This window comes from Streptomyces sp. Z423-1 (assembly GCF_013009255.1).
Classification (GTDB): domain Bacteria; phylum Actinomycetota; class Actinomycetes; order Streptomycetales; family Streptomycetaceae; genus Streptomyces; species Streptomyces gossypiisoli.
Map to the genome: position 1 here is coordinate 7,040,214 of NZ_CP053109.1, position 23,546 is coordinate 7,063,759.

A 23,546-nucleotide genomic window follows, 5' to 3' on the forward strand; every position below is an offset into this window, starting at 1 on the left:
CCCCTCACTTCGCTCCGGAGCGGGTGCGCCCGGTACGCTCACCGCCGTGCCACACGCTGATCAGTCCCACATCGCCCAGAAGGACGCTCCCGTGACATACCCGGGACCGCCCAGGCCGGAACGGGTCTCCGCCACACCCCTCGCGGACCTCGCCGACCAGCTGGGTGTCACCGCCCCGGAGGGGGCAACCGAGGTCACGGGCATCACCCATGACTCGCGCGCCGTCCGCCCCGGCGACCTGTACGCCGCCCTGCCCGGCGCCCGCGCGCACGGCGCCGACTTCGTCGCCCAGGCCGTCGGCCTCGGCGCCGCCGCCGTACTGACCGACCCGGCCGGTGCCGGACGCGCCGCCGCCACGGGCCTGCCGGTGCTCACCGTCGACGACCCGCGCGCGCGGATGGGCGAGCTGGCCGCGACGATCTACGGCCGCCCCGGCCGCGAGCTGCTCCAGATCGGCATCACCGGCACCTCCGGCAAGACCACCACCGCCTATCTCGTCGAGGGCGGCCTCAAGACAGCCCACAGCAGTGGTCTGATCGGCACGGTCGAAACCCGGATCGGCGACGAGCGCATCAAGTCCGAGCGCACCACGCCCGAAGCCACCGACCTGCAGGCGCTGTTCGCGGTGATGCGCGAGCGCGGGGTCGAGGCCGTCGCCATGGAGGTCTCCAGCCACGCGCTGGTCCTCGGCCGGGTCGACGGCTGCGTCTTCGACGTCGCCGTGTTCACCAACCTCAGCCCGGAACACATGGAGTTCCACTCCGACATGGAGGACTACTTCCGGGCCAAGGCGCAGCTGTTCACGCCGGAACGCAGCAAACTCGGCGTGGTCAACATCGACGACGAGTACGGCCGCAGGCTCGCCCGCGAGGCCACCGTCCCGGTCGTCACCTACTCCGCCGAGGGCCACCCGGACGCCGACTGGCGCGCCGAGGACGTCGAGGTCGGCCCGCTGAACTCGCCGTTCACGGTGCTCGGCCCCAAGGGCGAGCGGATCAGCGCCAGATCGCCGCTGCCGGGCCCCTTCAACGTCGCGAACACCCTCGCCGCGATCGTCGCCCTCGCCGCCGCCGGCCTCGATGCGCAGACCGCCGCCGACGGCATCGCCGCAGTACCGGGCGTGCCGGGCCGCCTGGAGCGCGTGGACGCCGGCCAGGACTATCTCGCGGTCGTCGACTACGCCCACAAGACGGACGCCGTCGAGTCCGTCCTCAAGGCGCTGCGCAAGGTCACCAAGGGCCGGCTGCACGTCGTGCTCGGCTGCGGCGGCGACCGGGACACCACCAAGCGGGGCCCCATGGGCGCCGCCGCGGCCCGGCTCACCGACACGGCCGTACTGACCTCCGACAACCCCCGCTCCGAGGACCCGCTCGCGATCCTCGCCACCATGCTGCAGGGCGCGGCGACGGTGCCCGCGCACGAACGCGGCGAGGTGCTGCTCTTCGAGGACCGCGCCGCCGCCATCGCCGCCGCCGTCGGCCGGGCGCGCCCCGGGGACACGGTGCTGGTCGCGGGCAAGGGCCACGAGCAGGGCCAGGACATCGCCGGGGTGGTCCGTCCGTTCGACGACCGCCAGGTGCTGCGCGAAGCCATCCAGAAAACCCAGGGATGAAAATCCGTAAAGACCCAGGGGATGAACTTGTGATCGCCCTCTCTCTCGCCGAGATCACGGAAATCTGCGGCGGGCAGACGCACGACATACCGGATCCGTCGGCACAGGTCACCGGACCGGTCGTCCGGGACTCCCGCGAGGTCACGCCCGGCAGCCTGTTCGCCGCCTTCGTCGGCGAACGCGTGGACGGCCATGACTTCGCGGCACAGGTCGTCGAGGCGGGCGCGGTCGCGGTGCTCGCGTCGCGTCCCGTCGGCGTGCCCGCGATCGTCGTGGACGACGTCCAGGCGGCCCTCGGCGCCCTCGCCCGGCACGTCGTGCGCAAGCTCGGCACCACCCTCGTGGCGCTCACCGGCTCCGCGGGCAAGACCAGCACCAAGGACCTGATCGCGCAGGTGCTCCAGCGCAAGGCGCCGACGGTGTGGACGCCCGGATCGTTCAACAACGAGATCGGGCTGCCGCTGACCGCGCTCAGCGCCACCGAGGACACCAGGTTCCTGGTGCTGGAGATGGGCGCGCGGGGCATCGGCCACATCCGGTACCTCACCGGCCTGACGCCCCCGAAGATCGGCCTGGTGCTCAACGTCGGCACCGCGCACATCGGCGAGTTCGGCGGCCGTGAGCAGATCGCGCAGGCCAAGGGCGAACTCGTAGAGGCCCTTCCGGAAGACGGCGCCGCGATCCTCAACGCCGACGATCCCCTCGTACGGGCCATGGCGTCCCGTACGAAGGCGAAGGTGATCCTTTTCGGAGAGTCCGACGAAGCGGACGTACGCGCAGACAACGTGCGACTCACGGACAGCGGACAGCCTTCCTTCATGCTTCACACACCCTCCGGGTGCAGCGATGTGACCATGCGCCTGTACGGTGAGCACCACGTGTCGAACGCGCTCGCCGCGGCCGCCGTCGCCCATGAGCTGGGCATGTCCGCGGAAGAGATCGCCACCGCGCTCTCCGAGGCAGGCTCCCTCTCCCGCTGGCGCATGGAGGTCACCGAGCGCCCGGACGGCGTGACGGTCGTCAACGACGCCTACAACGCGAACCCCGAGTCCATGCGGGCCGCCCTGCGCGCCTTGGTGGCCATGGGCAAGGGGCGTCGTACGTGGGCGGTGCTCGGCAAGATGGCCGAGCTCGGGGACGAGGCGCTCGCCGAGCACGACGCGGTCGGACGGCTCGCCGTCCGGCTCAACGTCAGCAAGCTCGTCGCGGTCGGGGGCAGGGAAGCGTCCTGGCTGCAACTGGGCGCATATAACGAGGGTTCGTGGGGTGAGGAGTCGGTGCACGTGTCCGACGCACAGGCGGCGGTCGACCTGTTGCGCAGCGAGTTGCGCCCGGGAGACGTCGTACTCGTGAAGGCGTCCCGTTCGGTCGGCCTCGAGAGCGTTGCCCAGGCGCTGCTCGAGACCGGTGCCGAGGGTGAGGTTGCCGCCCGATGATGAAGCAGATCCTGTTCGCGGGAGTCATTGGCCTCTTCCTGACGCTGATCGGCACCCCGCTGCTGATCAAGCTGCTGGCCCGCAAGGGCTACGGCCAGTACATCCGCGACGACGGCCCGCGCGAGCACGCCAGCAAGCGCGGTACGCCGACGATGGGCGGCATCGCCTTCATCCTGGCGACGGTCGCCGCCTACTTCCTGGCCAAGGTGGTCACCAGCTCGCTGGACCCCGAGGCGGACGCGGCGCCGACCTTCTCGGGTCTGCTGGTGCTCGGCCTGATGGTCGGCATGGGCCTGGTCGGCTTCCTCGACGACTACATCAAGATCGTCAAGCGGCGTTCGCTGGGACTGCGGGCCAAGGCGAAGATGGCCGGCCAGCTGATCGTCGGTATCGCCTTCGCCGTACTCTCGCTGCAGTTCGCGGACAACCGCGGCAACACCCCGGCCTCCACGAAGCTGTCGTTCATCACCGACTTCGGCTGGTCGATCGGCCCGGTGCTGTTCGTGGTCTGGGCGCTGTTCATGATCCTCGCGATGTCGAACGGCGTGAACCTCACCGACGGCCTCGACGGCCTCGCCACCGGCGCGTCCGTGCTGGTCTTCGGCGCCTACACGTTCATCGGCGTCTGGCAGTTCCAGGAGTCGTGCGCCAACGCGCTGGATCTGACCAACCCCAACGCCTGTTACGAGGTACGGGATCCGCTCGACCTCGCGGTGGTCGCCTCCGCGCTGATGGGTGCCTGCCTCGGCTTCCTGTGGTGGAACACCTCGCCGGCCAAGATCTTCATGGGTGACACCGGTTCGCTGGCGCTCGGCGGTGTGCTCGCCGGTCTGGCCATCTGCTCCCGCACGGAGCTGCTGCTGGCCATCCTCGGCGGCCTGTTCGTACTGATCACCATGTCGGTGGTCATCCAGGTCGGCTCGTTCCGCATGACCGGAAAGCGCGTCTTCCGGATGGCGCCACTCCAGCACCACTTCGAACTCAAGGGCTGGTCCGAAGTCCTTGTCGTGGTCCGCTTCTGGATCATTCAGGGCATCTGTGTGATTGTCGGACTGGGCCTCTTCTATGCGGGATGGGCAGCGGAAAAGTGACCTCCACGGTGTCCTCGATGGTCAAGGGCAAGCGCATCACCGTCGCCGGGCTCGGCGTCTCCGGCGTCCCGGCGGCCAAGGTCCTGCGCGGCCTCGGCGCACACGTCACCGTCGTCAACGACGGCGCCGACGAGCGCGCCCGGGACCAGGCCGCCGAGCTGGAGGCGCTCGGCGTCACCGTCCGCCTCGGCGACGGGGCGACCCTGCCCGAGGGCACCGAACTGATCGTCACCGCGCCCGGCTGGAAGCCGGACAAGCCGCTGTTCACGGCGGCGGCCGAGGCCGGCGTCCCCGTCTGGGGCGACGTCGAACTGGCCTGGCGGCTGCGCGGCCCCGACGCGGCCCCCTGGCTCGCCGTCACCGGCACCAACGGCAAGACGACCACCGTCCAGATGCTGGCCTCGATGCTGCGCGCGGCCGGGCTGCGCACCGCGGCCGTCGGCAACATCGGTGTCTCGCTGCTGGACGCGGTGCTCGGCGAGGAGCGCTACGACGTCCTCGCCGTCGAGCTGTCCAGCTACCAGCTCCACTGGGCGCCCTCCCTGCGCGCCCACTCCGCCGCCGTGCTGAACCTCGCCCCCGACCACCTCGACTGGCACGGCTCCATGGAGGCGTACGCTGCCGACAAGGGCCGTATCTACGAAGGGAATCGCGTCGCCTGCGTCTACAACGCGGCCGACAAGGCCACCGAGGACCTGGTGCTCGCGGCCGACGTCGAGGAGGGCTGCCGGGCCATCAGCTTTACGCTGGGCACGCCGGCGCCGTCCCAACTCGGCGTGGTGGACGGCATCCTGGTCGACCGCGCCTTCGTCGCGGACCGGCACCACAACGCCCAGGAACTCGCCGAGGTTTCCGACGTCAGCCCGCCGGCCCCGCACAACATCGCCAACGCCCTTGCGGCAGCGGCCCTCGCGCGTGCCTTCGGCGTGCCCCCCACGGCCGTACGGGACGGGCTGCGGGCCTTCACCCCGGACGCCCACCGCATCGCGCTCGTCGACGACCTGGACGGGGTGGCGTACGTCGACGACTCGAAGGCCACCAACACCCATGCCGCCGAGGCCTCGTTGGCGGCGTACGACTCCATCGTGTGGATCGCGGGCGGACTGGCCAAGGGCGCGACCTTCGACGAACTGGTCGCCAAGTCGGCGAAGCGGCTTCGCGGGGTCGTGCTCATCGGCGCCGACCGCGCCCTGATCCGGGACGCCCTTGCGCGACACGCCCCGGAAGTACCCGTCGTCGACCTCGACCGGACCGACACTGGGGCGATGCTCGCGGCTGTCCGCGAGGCACGGCGACTCGCCGTCACCGGAGACACGGTGCTCTTGGCACCTGCCTGTGCCTCTATGGACATGTTCGCCAACTACAACAAGCGAGGAGACGCGTTCGCGGAGGCGGTGCGCGAACTCGGCGCGGGCGCCTGACGGCGGGTCTCGGCCACGGCGGGTGCTGTGGGACCCATGGAGGGACGGGTGACTCGGATGTGGCACGGGTTTGGTCGGCGGCTGCCCGCCGGGGGTAACCGGTGATGTCCGGCAGCCGTACCGGACGCCCTCCGGTTCCGCGGACCGTCCGCGCGCCCGCCGCCCCCCGGCCGCCGCGCGAGAACCCCTTCGTACGGTTCTCCACGCGCGCGAAGAGAGCCTGGGACCGGCCGCTGACGGCGTACTACCTCATTCTCGGCGGCAGCCTGCTGATCACCGTGCTGGGCCTGGTGATGGTCTACTCGGCCTCCCAGATCACCGCGCTGCAGATGTCCCTGCCGGGGTCGTACTTCTTCCGCAAGCAGATGCTGGCCGCCGTCATCGGCGCGGTGCTGCTGTACGTCGCCTGCCGGATGCCCGTGAAGCTGCACCGGGCGCTGGCCTACCCGATCCTGGCCGGTGCCGTCTTCCTGATGGCCCTGGTGCAGGTGCCGGGGATAGGGCTGGCTGTCAACGGCAACCAGAACTGGATCGCCCTCGGGGGCTCCTTCCAGATCCAGCCCAGCGAGTTCGGCAAGCTCGCCCTGGTGCTGTGGGCCGCCGATCTGCTCGCCCGCAAGCAGGAGCGGAACCTGCTCGCGCAGTGGAAGCACATGCTGGTGCCGCTGGTGCCGATGGCGTTCCTGCTGCTCGGCCTGATCATGCTCGGCGGCGACATGGGCACCGCGATCATCCTCACCGCGATCCTGTTCGGCCTGCTGTGGCTGGCGGGCGCCCCGACCCGGCTGTTCGTCGGCGTGCTGGGGGTCGCCGCGGCCCTCGGCGCGATCCTCATCCAGAGCAGCTCCAACCGGCTGGGCCGGTTCCGCTGCATCGGCGCCACCGAGATGGGCCCCGACGGCTCCTGCTGGCAGGCCGTGCACGGGATCTACGCCCTCGCCTCCGGCGGACTCTTCGGTTCCGGGCTCGGCGCGAGTGTGGAAAAATGGGGTCAACTCCCCGAAGCTCACACCGACTTCATCTTCGCCGTCACCGGTGAGGAACTGGGCCTGGCGGGGACGCTGTCGGTGCTCGCCCTCTTCGCCGCTCTAGGCTATGCGGGTATCCGCGTGGCCGGACGCACGGAGGACCCCTTCGTGAGGTATGCCGCGGGAGGCGTGACCACCTGGATCACGGCCCAGGCCGTGATCAACATCGGTGCGGTGCTCGGCTTGCTGCCGATCGCCGGCGTCCCCCTCCCGCTGTTCTCCTACGGGGGATCCGCCCTGCTGCCGACCATGTTCGCCATCGGGCTGCTGATCGCCTTCGCGCGCGACGAGCCCGCTGCGCGGGCGGCGCTTGCGATGCGGCAACCCCGCTTTGGTAGAAAGCGGGGGGCTGGGGGTACTGCGTCGAATCGGAGTCCCCGGAGTTGGAACACGATGCGACGGCGCGCCACGGCGCGCTCGTCCGGAGAGCGGTGAATTTCGGTGCATGTCGTACTCGCTGGTGGGGGGACCGCCGGCCACATCGAGCCCGCGCTCGCCCTCGCGGACGCCCTGCGCAGGCAGGACCCGACGGTGGGGATCACGGCCCTGGGCACGGAGCGCGGCCTGGAGACCCGGCTCGTCCCGGAGCGGGGCTATGAGCTGGCGCTGATCCCCGCCGTACCGCTGCCGCGCAAGCCCACTCCCGAGCTGATCACCGTCCCGGGCCGGCTGCGCGGCACGATCAAGGCGGCCGAGCAGATCCTGGAGCGCACCAAGGCGGACGCGGTGGTCGGCTTCGGCGGCTATGTCGCCCTGCCCGGCTATCTGGCCGCCAAGCGCCTCGGCGTGCCGATCGTCGTCCACGAGGCGAACGCCCGTCCCGGCCTCGCCAACAAGATCGGTTCGCGGTACGCCGCCCAGGTCGCCGTCTCCACCCCGGACAGCAAGCTGCGCGGCGCCCGCTACATCGGCATCCCGCTGCGCCGCGCCATCGCCACCCTCGACCGGGCCGCCGCCCGCCCCGAGGCCCGGCACATGTTCGGCCTCGACCCCAACCTGCCCACACTGCTGGTCTCCGGCGGCTCGCAGGGCGCCCGCCGCCTCAACGAGGTGGTCCAGCAGGTCGCGCCCTACCTTCAGCAGGCCGGGATCCAGATCCTGCACGCGGTCGGCCCGAAGAACGAACTGCCGCAGGTGCACCAGATGCCGGGAATGCCCCCCTACATCCCGGTAAGTTACCTGGACCGGATGGACCTCGCGTACGCCGCGGCCGACATGATGCTCTGCCGCGCGGGCGCGATGACCGTCGCCGAACTCTCCGCCGTCGGACTCCCGGCCGCCTACGTCCCGCTGCCCATCGGCAACGGCGAACAGCGGCTGAACGCCCAGCCGGTGGTCAAGGCCGGCGGCGGACTGCTGGTCGACGACGCGGAACTCACCCCGGAGTGGGTGCAGCAGAACGTCCTGCCCGTGCTCGCCGACCCGCACCGGCTGTACGAGATGTCCCGCGCCGCCGGCGAGTTCGGCCGCCGGGACGCCGACGAACTCCTCGTCGGCATGGTGTACGAGGCGATCGCCGCCCACCGTGCACACCGTTAGGCACGTTTGAACGGAAGGCAGGAAGCGTGGCCGGACCGACCACCGCCGAGCGCGGTGCACGCCAGCAGGAGTCGTCCGGCCCGCCCCTCGTCCGGCGGTTGAGGCGGTTCCGGCTTCGTACGATCATCATCCTTGCGATTGTCCTGATTCTTCTCGGCACCGGTGCCGGCTGGCTGTTGTACGGCTCGCAGTGGACACGCGTGGAGCGCGTGACCGTCTCCGGAACTCGCGTCCTGACGCCCGCGCAGGTGCGCGAGGCCGCCGACGTGCCGGTCGGAGCGCCGCTGATTTCCGTCGACACCGACGGGATTGAGGCACGACTGCGTCAGAAATTGCCCCGAATTGATGCGGTTCAGGTAGTCCGTTCCTGGCCTCATGGAATCGGCCTGAAAGTGACCGAGCGGACGCCGGTTCTCCTTGTCAAAAAGGGCACGAAGTTTGTGGAAGTGGACGACGAAGGTGTCCGGTTCGCCACGGTTTCTGAGGCTCCGAAAGGCGTTCCGCTCCTTGAATTGACGGTGTCCCGGACGGGTTCGGCCGTGCCCAGCCACCGCCGCTTCGGCGAGAGCCGTCTCATGCGTGAGGCGGTCCGGGCCGCCGGTGCCGTTCCGGCCGCCGTCGCCCACCAGACCCGGGTCGTCAAGGTCCGTTCCTACGACGACATCTCACTGGAGTTGAGCGACGGACGCACCGTCGCGTGGGGCAGCAGCGAGAAGGGGCGCGCCAAAGCCCGTACGCTCACCGCTCTCATGAAAGCCGCCCCCGGCGCCCGGCACTTCGATGTCAGCGTTCCCACCGCCCCTGCGTCATCGGGGAGTTGACGCACATCAGCGCAGGCCAGCACCCTGGTTGGGCAGCGCTACGGCTGATCACATAGGGTGAAAAGAAAAACGGGAGGTTCGGCGTGTTCGTTGAACGTGCGCCACTTGTCGACTTAGTGTCCTGTTCAGAAGACTCCAGGGAACAGACACACTGGTAACCCTAAACTTCAGCGTTAGGGTTCGGGTCGGCGATACGGACCGTCCCATTCGGCATCAGTCGTCGGATCGCGGGGCACCGCGAGACGACGGCACGTAATTCGAGGCGAGAGGCCTTCGACGTGGCAGCACCGCAGAACTACCTCGCAGTCATCAAGGTCATCGGTGTCGGCGGCGGTGGTGTCAATGCCATCAACCGGATGATCGAGGTCGGTCTCAAGGGCGTCGAGTTCATCGCCATCAACACCGACGCGCAGGCGCTGTTGATGAGCGACGCCGACGTCAAGCTCGACGTGGGCCGTGAACTCACCCGCGGACTCGGCGCCGGAGCCAACCCGGCCGTCGGCCGCAAGGCCGCCGAGGACCACCGCGAGGAGATCGAGGAGGTCCTCAAGGGGGCCGACATGGTCTTCGTGACGGCCGGTGAAGGCGGCGGCACCGGCACCGGCGGCGCGCCCGTCGTGGCCAACATCGCACGCTCCCTCGGCGCCCTCACCATCGGCGTGGTCACGCGCCCGTTCACCTTCGAGGGACGGCGCCGCGCCAACCAGGCCGAGGACGGCATCGCCGAGCTCCGCGAAGAGGTCGACACCCTCATCGTCATCCCGAACGACCGGCTGCTCTCCATCTCGGACCGCCAGGTCTCCGTCCTCGACGCCTTCAAGTCGGCGGACCAGGTCCTCCTCTCCGGTGTCCAGGGCATCACCGACCTCATCACCACCCCCGGCCTCATCAACCTCGACTTCGCCGACGTCAAGTCGGTCATGTCCGAGGCCGGTTCGGCCCTCATGGGCATCGGCTCGGCCCGTGGCGACGACCGTGCGGTGGCCGCGGCCGAGATGGCGATCTCCTCGCCGCTCCTCGAAGCGTCCATCGACGGCGCCCGGGGCGTGCTGCTCTCCATCTCCGGCGGCTCCGACCTCGGCCTGTTCGAGATCAACGAGGCCGCCCAGCTGGTCAGCGAGGCCGCCCACCCCGAGGCCAACATCATCTTCGGCGCGGTCATCGACGACGCCCTCGGCGACGAGGTCCGGGTCACCGTGATCGCCGCCGGCTTCGACGGGGGCCAGCCCCCGGCCCGCCGGGACAACGTCCTCGGCTCGTCCTCCGCCAAGCGCGAGGAGCCGACTCCGGTACGGCAGACCGAGAGCCGCCCGTCCTTCGGCGCCCTCGGCAGCGTCAAGCCGAAGGAGGAGCCGGAGCCCGCGCCCGAGCCGGTGAGCGAGATCCAGGCGCCGCCGCCGGTCCCGCCGTCGCGCAGCTACGCGGAGAGCGCGGCCGAGGAACTGGACGTACCGGACTTCCTGAAGTGATAGGACAGCGCGACACCGTGAACGGCGCGCACTTCGGCTTCACCGACCGGTGGGGCGGGGTGAGCGCCGTTCCGTACGAGGAGCTCAACCTGGGCGGGGCGGTCGGCGACGACCCCGGGGCGGTACGGACCAATCGCGAGCTGGCCGCCAAGTCCCTGGGGCTGGACGCCGGGCGGGTGGTCTGGATGAACCAGGTGCACGGCGACGACGTGGCCGTGGTCGACGGACCCTGGGACTCCGCTGAGCCGATCCCCTCGGTCGACGCGATCGTGACCCGGCACCGCGGCCTCGCCCTCGCCGTCCTCACCGCCGACTGCGTACCGGTCCTGCTCGCCGACCCCGTCGCCGGGGTCGCCGCCGCGGCCCACGCGGGCCGGCCCGGCATGGTCGCCGGCGTCGTCCCCGCCGCGCTACGCGCGATGATGGAACTGGGTGCCGAACCGGACCGGATCGTGGCCCGCACCGGACCCGCCGTGTGCGGCCGGTGCTACGAGGTGCCGGAGGCGATGCGCGCCGAGGTGGCCGCCGTCGAGCCGGAGGCGTACGCCGAGACGAGTTGGGGCACGCCCGCGGTCGACGTGGCCGCCGGCGTACACGCCCAGCTCGCCCGGCTCGGGGTGCGCGACCGGGCGCAGTCGCCGGTGTGCACGCTGGAGTCGGGCGACCACTTCTCGTACCGCCGCGACCGCACCACCGGTCGGCTCGCGGGCTATGTGTGGCTGGAATGATGGAACATGACGGACCGTAAGGACGAACTCGCCAGGAATCTGGGACAGGTCGAGGAGCGCATCGCCGCCGCGTGCGCGGCCGCCGGGCGGCGGCGCGAGGAGGTGACCCTGATCGTGGTCACCAAGACCTATCCCGCGGCCGATGTACGGATCCTGTCGGAACTCGGTGTGCGCCATGTCGCCGAGAACCGCGACCAGGACGCGGCACCCAAGGCCGCGGAGTGCTCGGATCTGCCCCTTACGTGGCACTTCGTCGGCCAGTTGCAGACCAACAAGGTGCGTTCCGTGGTCGGTTACGCGGATCTCGTACAGTCCGTCGATCGTTCCCGGCTCGTCACGGCTCTGTCCAAGGAGGCCGTGCGCGCCGGGCGCGAGGTGGGATGCCTCATCCAGGTCGCGCTCGACGCGGGTGAGAGCGCGAGAGGGGAGCGGGGTGGCGTGGCGCCGAGCGGAATCGGCGAGTTGGCGGATCTCGTGGCCGGCGCTCCGGGACTGCGGCTGGACGGACTGATGACCGTCGCGCCGCTCACCGGGGAGTACGCGGGACACGAACTGGCGGCGTTCGAGCGGATGATGGATTTGTCGACTGACCTGCGCCGGACCCATCCGGCTGCCACCATGGTCTCGGCAGGGATGAGCGCGGACCTCGAACAGGCCGTGGCCGCCGGAGCGACACATGTGCGCGTCGGCACCGCGGTACTCGGAGTCCGCCCCAGGCTCGGGTAACGTCGCCAAGAAGTCGGACCACAGCAGAAAATATGGTCATTGCCGTCGAAGGGCGGGCGTAACGACCTCGTGGATCGCGGGCACTTGGCAGTCGTCAGCCGATCCACCACAGAGCGGAGGACTCAGAGCATGGCCGGCGCGATGCGCAAGATGGCGGTCTACCTCGGCCTCGTGGAGGACGATGGGTACGACGGCCGGGGATTCGACCCCGACGACGACTTCGAGCCCGAACTCGACCCGGAACCCGAGCGGGACCACCGGCGGCACGACTCGTCGCACCAGTCCCACGGTGCACATCAGTCCCAAAGGGATGAACCGGTACGAGTGGTGCAGCCTCCGGCGCCCCGCGAGCCGGTCTCCCACTCCGCTTCGCTACCCGCGGAATCCGGCCGTCCGGCGCGCATCGCGCCCGTGGCATCCATCACACAAGAACGCGCAAGCCTGGAGAAGAACGCACCGGTGATCATGCCCAAGGTTGTGTCGGAACGAGAGCCGTACCGGATCACCACGCTTCACCCGAGGACCTACAACGAGGCCCGTACCATCGGGGAACACTTCCGTGAGGGCACTCCGGTGATCATGAATTTGACTGAGATGGATGACACAGATGCCAAGCGACTTGTCGACTTTGCGGCGGGTTTGGTGTTTGGTCTTCACGGCAGTATCGAGCGGGTGACGCAGAAGGTGTTCCTGTTGTCTCCTGCTAACGTCGATGTCACGGCGGAGGACAAGGCCCGCATCGCAGAGGGCGGGTTCTTCAACCAGAGCTGAGACGCACGACCGGAAACAGCAGTACAAGCATCACCGAGCAGTACCCAGAGCACGGATCAGGGGAGAGGGAAGCAAGGGTCATGAGCGTGGTCCTGGACGTCGTTTACATCGCGCTGATGTGCTTCCTCATCGTGCTCATCTTCCGGTTGGTCATGGACTACGTCTTCCAGTTCGCCCGCTCATGGCAACCCGGCAAGGCGATGGTGGTCGTTCTGGAGGCCACCTACACTGTCACTGATCCACCGCTCAAGCTTCTGCGGCGGTTCATCCCGCCGCTGCGTCTCGGGGGCGTGGCGCTCGACCTGTCCTTCTTCGTACTGATGATCATCGTCTACATCCTGATCTCGATCGTGAGCCGGCTGTGAGCGATGTGAACTACGGTCTTGCCGAATGCCGACGACTACGTTGAGGTGAAGAGATGCCGTTGACCCCCGAGGACGTGCGGAACAAGCAGTTCACGACCGTCCGCCTCCGAGAAGGCTATGACGAGGACGAGGTCGATGCCTTCCTCGACGAGGTCGAAGCCGAGCTGACCCGTCTCCTCCGCGAGAACGAGGACCTGCGCGCCAAGCTGGCCGCGGCCACCCGCGCCGCCGCCCAGAACCAGCAGAACATGCGCAAGCCTCCGGAGGGGCAGGACCAGCAGCAGGGTATGCCCCAGCAGGGCGGTATGCCCCAGCAGGGCATGCCGCAGCAGGGCATGCGCGGTCCCGGCGCTCCCGTACCCGCCGGCATATCGGGCCCGCCGCAGCAGCAGATGGGTGGCCCCATGGGTGGCCCGCCCCAGCTGCCGAGCGGTGCGCCGCAACTGCCCGCCGGTCCCGGCGGTCAGGGTCCGCAGGGTCCCGGCCCGATGGGTCAGGGTCCGATGGGCCAGGGGCCGATGCAGGGCCAGATGGGCCCGGGCCCCATGGGCGGTCCGATGGGTGGTCCCGGTATGCCCGGTCAGGGCCCCGGGGGCGACAGCGCCGCGCGCGTTCTGTCGCTGGCCCAGCAGACCGCCGACCAGGCGATCGCGGAGGCCCGTTCCGAGGCCAACAAGATCGTCGGTGAGGCTCGTTCGCGCGCCGAGGGCCTGGAGCGGGACGCCCGCGCCAAGGCCGACGCGCTGGAGCGGGACGCCCAGGAGAAGCACCGTGTCGCGATGGGCTCGCTGGAGTCCGCCCGCGCCACGCTGGAGCGCAAGGTCGAGGACCTGCGCGGCTTCGAGCGGGAGTACCGCACGCGCCTGAAGTCCTACCTGGAGTCGCAGCTGCGTCAGCTGGAGACCCAGGCGGACGACTCGCTCGCCCCGCCGCGTACTCCGGCGACCGCGTCCCTCCCGCCGTCCCCGGCGCCCTCCATGGCCCCGGCCGGCGCGAGTGCCCCGTCGTACGGCGGCAACCAGACGATGGGTGGCGGCCCCTCGCCGTCCGGCCCGTCGTACGGCAGCCAGCAGCAGATGTCCCCGGCGATGACCCAGCCGATGGCTCCGGTACGGCCGCAGGGCCCGTCGCCGATGGGTCAGGCTCCCTCGCCCATGCGCGGGTTCCTCATCGACGAGGACGACAACTGACAGTCCGTAGTACGGCGTAGGCATCGGCAGCGTTCATAGGGCGGGGCCCCGGATTCCGAGTCCGGGGCCCCGCCCTTTTGCTACGCGTGTTCGCGGCTTTTGCCGTGTGCGTTCGGGTGTAGGCGCAGATGTGTGGGTGTACGCAACGCCGAAGGCCCGGGTCCACCAAGATTTTTTGATGGACCCGGGCCTTCGTGTGGGTTGTTACGCCTTGCGCAGGCGGAACGTCAGGGTCAGAGGCTCGTCCGTGAACGGGGAGCCGTAGCTGTCGTCCGCCTCGCCCTGGGCGAAGTCCGTTGCCAGGACCTCGTCGGCGATCAGCGTCGCGTGGTCGCCGAGGGCGGCGATCGTCGCCGGGTCCGTCGCCGTCCAGCGCAGCGCGATGCGGTCGGCGACGTCGAGGCCGCTGTTCTTGCGAGCCTCCTGGATCAGGCGGATCGCGTCCCGGGCGAGGCCCGCGCGGCGGAGTTCCTCCGTGATCTCCAGGTCCAGGGCGACCGTGGCACCCGAGTCCGAGGCCACCGACCAACCCTCACGCGGGGTCTCCGTGATGATGACCTCGTCCGGGGCCAGGGTGATCGTCTCGCCGTCGACTTCCACCGACGCCGTGCCCTCGCGCAGGGCGAGGGACAGCGCGGCCGCGTCGGCGTTCGCGATGGCCTTGGCGACGTCCTGGACGCGCTTGCCGAACCGCTTGCCCAGCGCACGGAAGTTGGCCTTGGCCGTCGTGTCGACCAGGGAGCCGCCGACCTCGCTCAGCGACGCGAGCGACTCGACGTTCAGCTCCTCCGTGATCTGCGTGTGCAGTTCGGGGGAGAGGGCGGCGAACCCGGTCGCGGCGATCAGCGCGCGCCGCAGCGGCTGACGCGTCTTGACGCCCGACTCCGCGCGCGTGGCCCGGCCCAGCTCCACCAGGCGGCGCACCAGCACCATCTGCTTCGACAGCTCCGGGTCGATGGCGGTCAGATCCGCCTCCGGCCAGGAGGACAGATGCACCGACTCCGGTGCCCCGGGCGTGACCGGCACGATCAGGTCCTGCCAGACCCGCTCGGTGATGAACGGGGTGAGCGGGGCCATCAGCTTCGTGACCGTCTCGACGACCTCGTGCAGGGTGCGCAGCGCCGCCTTGTCGCCCTGCCAGAAGCGGCGCCGGGAGCGGCGTACGTACCAGTTCGACAGATCGTCGACGAACGCCGACAGCAGCTTGCCGGCGCGCTGGGTGTCGTACGCCTCCAGGGACTGGGTCACCTGGTCGGTCAGCGCGTGCAGTTCGGACAGCAGCCAGCGGTCGAGCAGCGGGCGGTCGGCCGGGGCCGGGTCGGCCGCGGACGGGGCCCAGTTCGACGTGCGCGCGTACAGGGCCTGGAAGGCGACCGTGTTCCAGTAGGTGAGGAGCGTCTTGCGGACGACCTCCTGGATGGTGCCGTGGCCGACGCGGCGGGCCGCCCACGGGGAGCCGCCGGCCGCCATGAACCAGCGGACCGCGTCGGCGCCGTGCTGGTCCATGAGCGGGATCGGCTGGAGGATGTTGCCCAGGTGCTTGGACATCTTCCGGCCGTCCTCGGCGAGGATGTGGCCGAGACAGACGACGTTCTCGTACGACGACTTGTCGAAGACGAGGGTGCCGACCGCCATCAGCGTGTAGAACCAGCCGCGGGTCTGGTCGATGGCCTCGCTGATGAACTGCGCCGGGTAGCGGGACTCGAAGAGGTCCTTGTTCTTGTACGGGTAGCCCCACTGCGCGAACGGCATCGAACCCGAGTCGTACCAGGCGTCGATGACCTCCGGCACGCGCGTGGCCGTCTGCCGGCAGTGCGGGCAGGCGAAGGTGACCTCGTCGATGAACGGGCGGTGCGGGTCGAGGCCGGACTGGTCCGTGCCGGTCAGCTCGGTGAGCTCGGCGCGGGAGCCGACGACCGTGAGGTGGTCGTCCTCGCAGCGCCAGATCGGCAGCGGGGTGCCCCAGTAGCGGTTGCGGGACAGGGCCCAGTCGATGTTGTTGTTGAGCCAGTCGCCGTAGCGGCCGTGCTTGACCGTGTCCGGGTACCAGTTGGTCCGCTCGTTCTCCTCCAGCAGACGGTCTTTGATGGCCGTCGTGCGGATGTACCAGGACGGCTGCGCGTAGTAGAGCAGCGCGGTGTGGCAGCGCCAGCAGTGCGGGTAGCTGTGCTCGTACGGCAGGTGCTTGAAGAGCAGGCCGCGGTTGCCGAGGTCCTCGGTGAGCTTTTCGTCGGCCTTCTTGAAGAAGGCGCCGCCGACGAGGGGGAGGTCCTCCTCGAAGGTGCCGTCCGGGCGGACCGGGTTCACGACCGGCAGGCCGTAGGCGCGGCAGACCTTGAGGTCGTCCTCACCGAAGGCGGGGGACTGGTGGACCAGGCCGGTGCCGTCCTCCGTGGTGACGTATTCGGCGTTGACGATGAAATGGGCGGGGGCCGGGAACTCGACCAGCTCGAAGGGACGCTGGTACGTCCAGCGCTCCATCTCGGCGCCGGTGAAGGTCTGGCCGGTGGTCTCCCAGCCCTCGCCGAGCGCCTTTTCGACCAGCGGTTCGGCGACGACGAGCTGCTCCTCGCCGTTCGTCGCGACGACGTAGGTGACCTCGGGGTGGGCGGCGACGGCCGTGTTGGAGACCAGGGTCCAGGGGGTGGTCGTCCACACCAGGAGCGCGGCGTCGCCGGCGAGGGGGCCGGAGGTGAGGGGGAAGCGGACGTAGACGGAGGGGTCGACGACCGTCTCGTAGCCCTGGGCCAGCTCGTGGTCGGACAGGCCGGTGCCGCAGCGGGGGCACCAGGGGGCGACGCGGTGGTCCTGGACGAGGAGGCCCTTGTTGAAGATCTCCTTCAGCGACCACCAGACCGACTCGATGTACTCGGGCTCCATGGTCACGTATGCCTCGTCGAGGTCGACCCAGTAGCCCATGCGGGTCGTCAGCTCGGCGAAGGCGTCGGTGTGGCGGAGCACGGACTCGCGGCACTTGGCGTTGAACTCGGCGATGCCGTACGCCTCGATGTCCTTCTTGCCGGAGAAGCCCAGCTCCTTCTCCACCGCCAGCTCCACCGGGAGGCCGTGGCAGTCCCAGCCGGCCTTGCGGGCCACGTGGTAGCCGCGCATGGTGCGGAAGCGGGGGAAGACGTCCTTGAAGACGCGGGCCTCGATGTGGTGGGCGCCCGGCATGCCGTTCGCGGTGGGCGGGCCTTCGTAGAACACCCACTCCGGGCGGCCCTCGGACTGCTCCAGGCTCTTGGCGAAGATCTTCTGCTCGCGCCAGAAGTCGAGCACGGCGTGCTCAAGGGCGGGCAGGTCGACCTGGGCGGGCACCTGGCGGTACGTCGGCGTTGTCATCTGCGAGCTTCCTCCGGCGGACTTGCTGCCTTCCGTCCGGAGGGACGAGAGCCGTCTTTCTTTACGCCGCTTTCGGCGCGCTCCCGCGGTACCACCCTCCTTGGCTCGCCGGCGCACTGGTGTGCCTCGGTGAGCCCCCTCATTGGGGTCGCGATGCCGGTTCTACTGACCCTGGATCTTGAGCTGGGCTTTCTTCCGGCGGCTCCGGGGTGATCTTCACGTCGCGCTCGCCCCCGGGCTTCCACCGTCCCCGGGTCGCTCTGGGCTGCGTACGCCGCTACTCGTCCCCATCCACGCTTCTCGCTCCGCCCAGTGTACGGCGCCGGGCGGACAGGGGCCGACCGGATTTCTGCGGACCGGAATTTCCGGCGAGGGCTGGGGGTGGCGGGGTGGATGTAATATGACCCGATTGGTCACTTATACGACATCGGATCCTATGATGTCGGGCTCGACGGATTACCTGGCGGGGAGCTGGGCACAACGCATGCATGCCGGCCGCGTGGCGGCCGTGGGGCGGGCGATTCGGGCGGCGTGCCCCGTTGCCGCGGGACCCGAGTCGATTTATCGTCCCAGCACGATTCGCGTGCAAGATCACAATATGTGAAGGGGCCGCGGCCATGGTGGCGAAGAAGACCGCCGTACAGCAGTCGGCGTCCGGCAGGTCCACGAGCGCCTCGGGCGGGGTGGCGGGGGCGTCCGGTGGTGCGGCCAAGGGGCGGGCGGGAAGAAGAGCACGCAGGGGGTGGCGTCGGTCGCGAAGCGCGCGGTGGGCAAGGCCGTGCAGCGGGTGCGGGGGGCGACCGCCGAGAAGGCGGGTGGGGCGCGGGCGGCGCCTGCGAAGTCGGGGGCGGCGAGGGGGCGGGTTTCCTCGGGGGTGGGGGGTGGGAAGGGTACGGCTTCGGCGGGGGCGGCGGGCGAGAAGGGGGCCGCGGGCAAGGGTGCGGCCAAGCAGGTGGCGAGGCAGAAGGTCGCGGCCAAGGAGGCGGGCGGCGGGAAGACTGGCGTGAAGGCGGCGGCCAAGGAGGCTGCGGCCAAGGAGGCGGGCGGCGGGAAGATCGCTGCGAAGACGGCGGCCAAGGAGGCTGCGGCCAAGAAAGCGCCGGTTGCGGGTGTGGCCGCCAAGAAGGCGGCTGCCAAGAAATCCGCCGTCAAAGAGGAGGCTGCCGGGAAGCGTGCGGCGAAGAAGGCGCCGGGCAAGAAGGGGGCACCGGAGGCAGCGGTGCCCGAGAAGGCTGCCGCTGGGAAGGAGGCCAGCGAGAAGCGGGCCGTGAAGAAGGCGCCGGTCAAGAAGGCGCCGGTCAAGAAGACGGTGGCCGGAGAGGTGGCGGCCGGGAAGCGGGCGGCGAAGAAGCCTACGGCCAAGAAGACCGCCGCCAAGAAGACACCTGCGGCCACGCCGGCGGTGGTCGAGAAGACGGCGGGGCCGAAGGAAGCGGTGGTCAAGAAGACCGCTGCTGAGAAGGCTGCCGCCAAGAGGACAGCTGCCAAGGAGGCTGCGGCATCGAAGGAAGCCGTGGCAAAGAAGGCGGCGTCGGCCAAGGAGGCCGCGGTCGAGGAGGCGGCGTCGGTCAAGAAGGCCGGGGCAAAGAAGGTGGCGTCGGCCAAGGAAGCTGCGGTCGAGGAGGCGGCGGTGTCTGCGCGGGCGGCGGCTGAGGGGACCGTCGCCAAGGAGGCGGCGTCGGTCAAGAAGGCCGGGGCAAGGAAGGTGGCGTCGGCCAAGGAGGCCGCGGTCGAGGAGGTGGCGTCGGTCAAGAAGGCCGGGGCAAGGAAGGTGGCGTCGGCCAAGGAAGCCGCGGTCGAGGAGGCGGCGGTGTCTGAGCGCGCGGCGGGTGAGGAGGCCGTCGCCGAGAAGGCAGTGGGCGCAGTAGTCGGCGAGGTGGGCGTCGGTGAGGGCGCGGCAGTTGTCGTTGGGGAGCCGGAGCGCGCCTTGAAGGGGGCGGGCGGGCGGAGTACGGGCAAGAAGGTGGGCGCGGCGCAGGCCGCGAGGCAGACGGGAGCCACGACAGTGGTTGCGAAGAAGACCCCTGGGCAGGCCACGGCGGCGAAGACCGCCGTCCCCAAGGCACGGGTCGCCGCGGCGGAGCCGGGCGATCTCGCGGTGCGCCCCGGTGAGGACCCCTGGACCCCGGAAGAGGTCGCGGAGGCGCGCGGAGAGCTGACGTCCGAGATGGAGCGGCTGAGCGCCGAGATCGCCAACGCGGAGACGTCCCTCGCCGGCCTCATGCGGGACTCCGGCGACGGCGCCGGCGACGACCAGGCCGACACCGGCGCCAAGAACATCACCCGCGAGCACGAGCTGGCCCTCGCCGCCAACGCGCGCGAGATGCTCACCCAGACCGAGCACGCCCTGCAACGCCTCGACGCGGGTACATACGGCCTCTGCGAGAACTGCGGCAACCCCATCGGCAAGGCCCGTATGCAGGCCTTCCCCCGCGCCACGCTGTGCGTCGAGTGCAAGCAGAAGCAGGAGCGCCGCTACTGACCCGGCCGAGCACGTGTGCCGTCCCGGGCGTGCCGTACCCTCGTGCTCAGTCAGGCACCTAGGTTGAGGGACTCACGTGGCAGAGGCGGAGCGCATCATCGGTATGCCGGGCACCCCGGACGCGGCGCGGGCCGAGCAGGAGCGGCCGGGCGACGACGCCGCGTCGCAGGAACGGTCCGGCGCCGAGGCGGCGGCGGCAGCGGCCGGTGCGTCCGGCACGGACGAGCGCGACGCCCCGGCCGAGCGGCCCCGGGGCAAGCGCCGGATCGCCGTGCTGTTCGCGGTCGCCGGTTTCGCGTACGCCCTCGACCTGATCAGCAAGATGATCGTGGTCGCCAAGCTGGAGCACCACGAGCCGATCGAGGTCATCGGGGACTGGCTGCGCTTCGAGGCGATCCGCAACGCGGGCGCCGCCTTCGGCTTCGGCGAGGCCTTCACCGTGATCTTCACGGTGATCGCGGCGGCGGTGATCGTGGTGATCGCCCGGCTCGCCCGCAAGCTGTACAGCCTGCCCTGGGCGATCGCCCTCGGCCTGCTGCTCGGCGGTGCGCTCGGCAACCTCACCGACCGGATCTTCCGCTCCCCGGGCGTCTTCCAGGGCGCGGTCGTCGACTTCATCGCGCCCAAGCACTTCGCCGTGTTCAACCTCGCCGACTCGGCCATCGTGTGCGGCGGCATCCTGATCGTGCTGCTGTCCTTCAAGGGCCTCGACCCGGACGGCACCGTCCACAAGGACTGATCACAAGGATCACAAGGACTGATCAACAGCCTCCGGTCAGCGGTGTCGGACCCGTCCGGCATACTCGACGGGTGAGCACGATTCCCGAGATCCGTACCCTGCCCGTGCCGGACGGCCTGGAGGGCGAGCGCGTCGACGCCGCCATCTCCCGCATGTTCGGCTTCTCCCGTACCAAGGCCGCGGAGCTCGCCGCGGCGGGCAAGGTGCTGGTCGACGGCACGGCGGTCGGCAAGTCCGAGCGGGTGCGCGGCGGCGCCTGGCTGGAGGTCGAGATGCCGCAGGCGGCCCCGCCCGTGCAGGTGGTGGCCGAGCCGGTCGAGGGCATGGAGATCGTGCACGACGACGAGGACGTGGTCGTCATCGTCAAGCCGGTCGGCGTGGCCGCGCACCCGAGTCCGGGATGGACCGGGCCGACGGTCATCGGCGGCCTGGCGGCGGCCGGGTACCGGATCTCCACGTCCGGCGCGGCCGAGCGCCAGGGCATCGTGCACCGGCTCGACGTCGGTACGTCGGGGCTGATGGTGGTCGCCAAGTCCGAGCGCGCCTACACCTCGCTCAAGCGGCAGTTCAAGCAGCGCACGGTCGACAAGCGGTACCACACCCTCGTCCAGGGCCACCCCGACCCCACCAGCGGCACCATCGACGCGCCCATCGGCCGCCACCCCAACCACGACTACAAGTGGGCGGTCACGGCCGACGGCAAGCCGTCCGTCACGCACTACGACCTGATCGAGGCGTTCCGCGCGGCCTCCCTCCTCGACGTCAAACTGGAGACGGGCCGCACTCACCAGATCCGCGTCCACATGGCCGCCCACCGCCACCCCTGCGTGGGCGACCTGACGTACGGCGCCGACCCGACCCTCGCCAAGCGGCTCCGCCTGACCCGGCAGTGGCTGCACGCCGTACGGCTGGGCTTCGAGCACCCCGGCGACGGTGAGTGGGTGGAGTTCGCCTGCGACTACCCGGACGACCTGCAGAGCGCGTTGGACAAGGTGCGCGAGGAGACCTACGGATGAGCCCCGGGTACGTCGTGCGGGTCGCCGAGGAGGAGGCCGACCGCGAGGCGTGTTTCGCCGTACGCAAGGAGGTCTTCGTCGCCGAACAGGGCGTACCGGAGGATGTCGAGTACGACGCGTACGACGCCGGCGCGCTGCATGTGCTCGCCGTACGGGAGGACGGCGTGCCGCTCGGGACCGGGCGGCTGCTGTACGGGGCCGCGGCGGCCGCCAAGACCGGGGGCGATCCGTCGGTGGGGTCGCTCGGGCGCCTCGCGGTGACCCGGGAGGCGCGCGGACTCGGTGTCGGGGGCGCGCTGGTGCGGGCCATCGAGGACGCGGCACGCGCGCGTGGGCTGTCGGCGGTCGATCTGCACGCGCAGACGCATGCGCTGGGGTTCTACGAGCGGTTGGGGTACGTGGCGTACGGGCCGGAGTTCCCCGACGCGGGAATACCGCACCGGGCGATGCGGCGTTCGCTCTAGCGGGGGTTGACCGTTCAGCGGCGGTCCTGACCGTTCAACGTGGGCATCGTGCTCGCGCTGCTCGACGCGATCCGGACGGCGTCCGGGCGGTGGGGTGAGCTGCTGGGCTGGCCGGCGGCGATCGTGGGGGTCGTCGTACTGGTGCGGCTGGTCCGGTTGTTGTCGGCCACGTACCTCAGCCCCGGTCCGGTCTCGGGGTGTCCACCGCTCGGCGTTGGGGGGTGCCGTCGGGGGACGGGCGGTGGGGGGTGGAGCCCGGAGGGAGGAGCGCGTCCGCGGTGTTGACTCGGGGGAGGGCGTACGGGTGTTCGCGGATCAGCCAGGCGATCATCCGCTCGCGGACCGTGACCCGTACCTTCCAGACGTCGTCCGCGTCCTTCGCCGTCACCAGGGCCCGTACCTCCATCGTGTTGGGCGTGGTGTCCGTGACGTCGACGCCGTAGTGGCGGCCGTCCCACGCGGGGCACTCGCGCAGGATGTCGCGGAGCTGCTCGCGCATCGCCTCCACGGGGGCGGTGTGATCGAGGTGCCAGTAGACGATGCCGGTCATCTGCGGGCTGCCGCGCGACCAGTTCTCGAAGGGCTTGGACGTGAAGTACGACACCGGCATCGTGATCCGGCGTTCGTCCCACGTGCGGACCGTGAGGTAGGTCAGCGTGATCTCCTCCACGGTGCCCCACTCGCCGTCCACCACGACCGTGTCCCCTATGCGCACCATGTCGCCGAACGCGATCTGCAGCCCCGCGAACATGTTGCTCAGCGTGGACTGCGCCGCCACACCGGCGACGATGCCGAGGATGCCGGCCGAGGCCAGCAGCGAGGCGCCCGCCGCGCGGAACGCCGGGAACGTCAGCAGCATCGCCGCGATGGCCACCACGCCGACGACCGCCGCGACCACCCGCATGATCAGCGTCACCTGGGTGCGCACCCGGCGGACCCGCGCCGGGTCGCGCTGGGCGCGGGAGCTGGCGTAGCGCGTGTACGACGTCTCGACGACGGCCGCCGCGATCCGGATCACCAGCCAGGCCGCCGATCCGATCATCACCAGCGTGAGCGTCTGGCCGACGCCGACCCGGTGGTCCTGGAGCAGCTGCGCCTCGTCGTACGACGCTCTCAGCAGGGCCGCGCACAGCACGAGTTGGTAGGGGATGCGCCCCCGGCGCAGCAGACCCCACAGCGGTGTCTCCGGGTGCCGCTCGTCGGCCTTGCGCAGCAGCCGGTCGGTGGCCCAGCCGATGAGCAGGCCGAGGCCGACCGAGCCGCCGATCACTATGAGAGGGCGGAGCAGGTTCTCCATGCCCTCGAA

The 23,546-nt window shown here is 70.3% G+C and carries 20 protein-coding genes; 17 read left to right on the forward strand and 3 right to left on the reverse strand.

Annotated elements, in window-relative coordinates; genetic code table 11:
- Positions 1-91: 91 nt before the first annotated feature.
- The 13 genes from HJD23_RS31700 (at position 92) to HJD23_RS31760 (ending at position 14,197) form a co-directional block, all read left to right on the forward strand.
- Positions 92-1,612 carry a UDP-N-acetylmuramoyl-L-alanyl-D-glutamate--2,6-diaminopimelate ligase gene (locus HJD23_RS31700; protein WP_171118915.1) on the forward strand — a complete coding sequence of 507 codons (1,521 nt, stop codon included), beginning with the start codon at positions 92-94 and terminating at the stop codon, positions 1,610-1,612.
- A 29-nt stretch (positions 1,613-1,641) separates the two neighbouring features.
- On the forward strand, positions 1,642-3,048 hold the full coding sequence (gene murF / locus HJD23_RS31705; RefSeq protein ID WP_171115319.1) for a UDP-N-acetylmuramoyl-tripeptide--D-alanyl-D-alanine ligase: 1,407 nt from the start codon (positions 1,642-1,644) through the stop codon (positions 3,046-3,048).
- On the forward strand, positions 3,048-4,139 hold the full coding sequence (gene mraY / locus HJD23_RS31710) for a phospho-N-acetylmuramoyl-pentapeptide-transferase (RefSeq protein ID WP_171118913.1): 1,092 nt from the start codon (positions 3,048-3,050) through the stop codon (positions 4,137-4,139). Before murF ends, mraY begins: the two co-directional genes overlap by 1 nt.
- Entirely contained in the window at positions 4,121-5,560 is a 1,440-nt protein-coding gene (gene murD, locus HJD23_RS31715) for a UDP-N-acetylmuramoyl-L-alanine--D-glutamate ligase (RefSeq protein ID WP_171115316.1), read from the forward strand. The genes mraY and murD overlap by 19 nt, the downstream gene beginning before the upstream one ends.
- A gap of 104 nt (positions 5,561-5,664) precedes the next feature.
- Complete coding sequence (ftsW, locus tag HJD23_RS31720) at positions 5,665-7,023, forward strand: putative lipid II flippase FtsW (RefSeq protein ID WP_171115315.1); 1,359 nt, start codon at positions 5,665-5,667, stop codon at positions 7,021-7,023.
- Between the two features lie 6 nt (positions 7,024-7,029).
- The gene (murG, locus tag HJD23_RS31725; protein ID WP_171115313.1) at positions 7,030-8,127 is read left to right on the forward strand and encodes an undecaprenyldiphospho-muramoylpentapeptide beta-N-acetylglucosaminyltransferase; all 1,098 of its coding nucleotides are present in this window, start codon (positions 7,030-7,032) and stop codon (positions 8,125-8,127) included.
- Between the two features lie 26 nt (positions 8,128-8,153).
- Entirely contained in the window at positions 8,154-8,948 is a 795-nt protein-coding gene (locus tag HJD23_RS31730; protein ID WP_171115311.1) for an FtsQ-type POTRA domain-containing protein, read from the forward strand.
- 278 nt (positions 8,949-9,226) lie between these two features.
- Complete coding sequence (gene ftsZ, locus HJD23_RS31735; protein WP_171115309.1) at positions 9,227-10,417, forward strand: cell division protein FtsZ; 1,191 nt, start codon at positions 9,227-9,229, stop codon at positions 10,415-10,417.
- Complete coding sequence (pgeF, locus tag HJD23_RS31740; RefSeq protein WP_171115307.1) at positions 10,414-11,145, forward strand: peptidoglycan editing factor PgeF; 732 nt, start codon at positions 10,414-10,416, stop codon at positions 11,143-11,145. The genes ftsZ and pgeF overlap by 4 nt, the downstream gene beginning before the upstream one ends.
- Before the next feature lie 6 nt (positions 11,146-11,151).
- Positions 11,152-11,871: a YggS family pyridoxal phosphate-dependent enzyme gene (locus HJD23_RS31745; protein WP_171115305.1), complete on the forward strand. Its 720-nt coding sequence runs from the start codon at positions 11,152-11,154 to the stop codon at positions 11,869-11,871.
- A gap of 129 nt (positions 11,872-12,000) precedes the next feature.
- A complete protein-coding gene (gene sepF, locus HJD23_RS31750; RefSeq protein ID WP_171115302.1) occupies positions 12,001-12,642 on the forward strand; it encodes a cell division protein SepF in 642 nt (213 codons plus the stop codon).
- Between the two features lie 80 nt (positions 12,643-12,722).
- Positions 12,723-13,007, forward strand: coding sequence for a YggT family protein (locus tag HJD23_RS31755; protein WP_007448661.1), 285 nt, complete (start codon positions 12,723-12,725; stop codon positions 13,005-13,007).
- 53 nt (positions 13,008-13,060) lie between these two features.
- Positions 13,061-14,197, forward strand: coding sequence for a DivIVA domain-containing protein (locus HJD23_RS31760; protein WP_171115300.1), 1,137 nt, complete (start codon positions 13,061-13,063; stop codon positions 14,195-14,197).
- A 204-nt stretch (positions 14,198-14,401) separates the two neighbouring features.
- On the opposite strand, the gene ileS is transcribed toward HJD23_RS31760, so the two are convergent.
- Entirely contained in the window at positions 14,402-17,539 is a 3,138-nt protein-coding gene (ileS, locus tag HJD23_RS31765) for an isoleucine--tRNA ligase (protein WP_171115298.1), read from the reverse strand.
- Between the two features lie 952 nt (positions 17,540-18,491).
- Between ileS and HJD23_RS31770 the strand changes: the two genes are divergently transcribed.
- The 4 genes from HJD23_RS31770 (at position 18,492) to HJD23_RS31785 (ending at position 22,240) form a co-directional block, all read left to right on the forward strand.
- A complete protein-coding gene (locus HJD23_RS31770) occupies positions 18,492-20,021 on the forward strand; it encodes a histone H1-like repetitive region-containing protein (protein ID WP_332112414.1) in 1,530 nt (509 codons plus the stop codon).
- Positions 20,022-20,097: 76 nt separating this feature from the next.
- The gene (lspA, locus tag HJD23_RS31775) at positions 20,098-20,760 is read left to right on the forward strand and encodes a signal peptidase II (protein WP_171115294.1); all 663 of its coding nucleotides are present in this window, start codon (positions 20,098-20,100) and stop codon (positions 20,758-20,760) included.
- A 71-nt stretch (positions 20,761-20,831) separates the two neighbouring features.
- Entirely contained in the window at positions 20,832-21,776 is a 945-nt protein-coding gene (locus tag HJD23_RS31780) for an RluA family pseudouridine synthase (protein WP_171115292.1), read from the forward strand.
- Positions 21,773-22,240, forward strand: coding sequence for a GNAT family N-acetyltransferase (locus HJD23_RS31785; RefSeq protein ID WP_171115290.1), 468 nt, complete (start codon positions 21,773-21,775; stop codon positions 22,238-22,240). Before HJD23_RS31780 ends, HJD23_RS31785 begins: the two co-directional genes overlap by 4 nt.
- Before the next feature lie 14 nt (positions 22,241-22,254).
- On the opposite strand, the gene HJD23_RS31790 is transcribed toward HJD23_RS31785, so the two are convergent.
- Complete coding sequence (locus HJD23_RS31790; protein WP_171115288.1) at positions 22,255-22,410, reverse strand: hypothetical protein; 156 nt, start codon at positions 22,408-22,410, stop codon at positions 22,255-22,257.
- Between the two features lie 5 nt (positions 22,411-22,415).
- Positions 22,416-23,537 (reverse strand): mechanosensitive ion channel domain-containing protein, encoded by a 1,122-nt coding sequence (locus HJD23_RS31795; RefSeq protein ID WP_171115287.1) that lies wholly within the window; start codon positions 23,535-23,537, stop codon positions 22,416-22,418.
- Positions 23,538-23,546: the final 9 nt, after the last annotated feature.

Bases quoted from the DNA above. Each gene is read 5' to 3' on its own strand.
- mraY (WP_171118913.1), top strand. From the start codon at position 3,048: ATGAAGCAGATCCTGTTCGCGGGAGTCATTGGCCTCTTCCTGACGCTG.
- murD (WP_171115316.1), top strand. From the start codon at position 4,121: ATGGGCAGCGGAAAAGTGACCTCCACGGTGTCCTCGATGGTCAAGGGC.
- ftsW (WP_171115315.1), top strand. From the start codon at position 5,665: ATGTCCGGCAGCCGTACCGGACGCCCTCCGGTTCCGCGGACCGTCCGC.
- HJD23_RS31745 (WP_171115305.1), top strand. From the start codon at position 11,152: ATGACGGACCGTAAGGACGAACTCGCCAGGAATCTGGGACAGGTCGAG.
- sepF (WP_171115302.1), top strand. From the start codon at position 12,001: ATGGCCGGCGCGATGCGCAAGATGGCGGTCTACCTCGGCCTCGTGGAG.
- HJD23_RS31755 (WP_007448661.1), top strand. From the start codon at position 12,723: ATGAGCGTGGTCCTGGACGTCGTTTACATCGCGCTGATGTGCTTCCTC.
- HJD23_RS31760 (WP_171115300.1), top strand. From the start codon at position 13,061: ATGCCGTTGACCCCCGAGGACGTGCGGAACAAGCAGTTCACGACCGTC.
- ileS (WP_171115298.1), bottom strand. From the start codon at position 17,539: ATGACAACGCCGACGTACCGCCAGGTGCCCGCCCAGGTCGACCTGCCC.
- HJD23_RS31785 (WP_171115290.1), top strand. From the start codon at position 21,773: ATGAGCCCCGGGTACGTCGTGCGGGTCGCCGAGGAGGAGGCCGACCGC.
- HJD23_RS31795 (WP_171115287.1), bottom strand. From the start codon at position 23,537: ATGGAGAACCTGCTCCGCCCTCTCATAGTGATCGGCGGCTCGGTCGGC.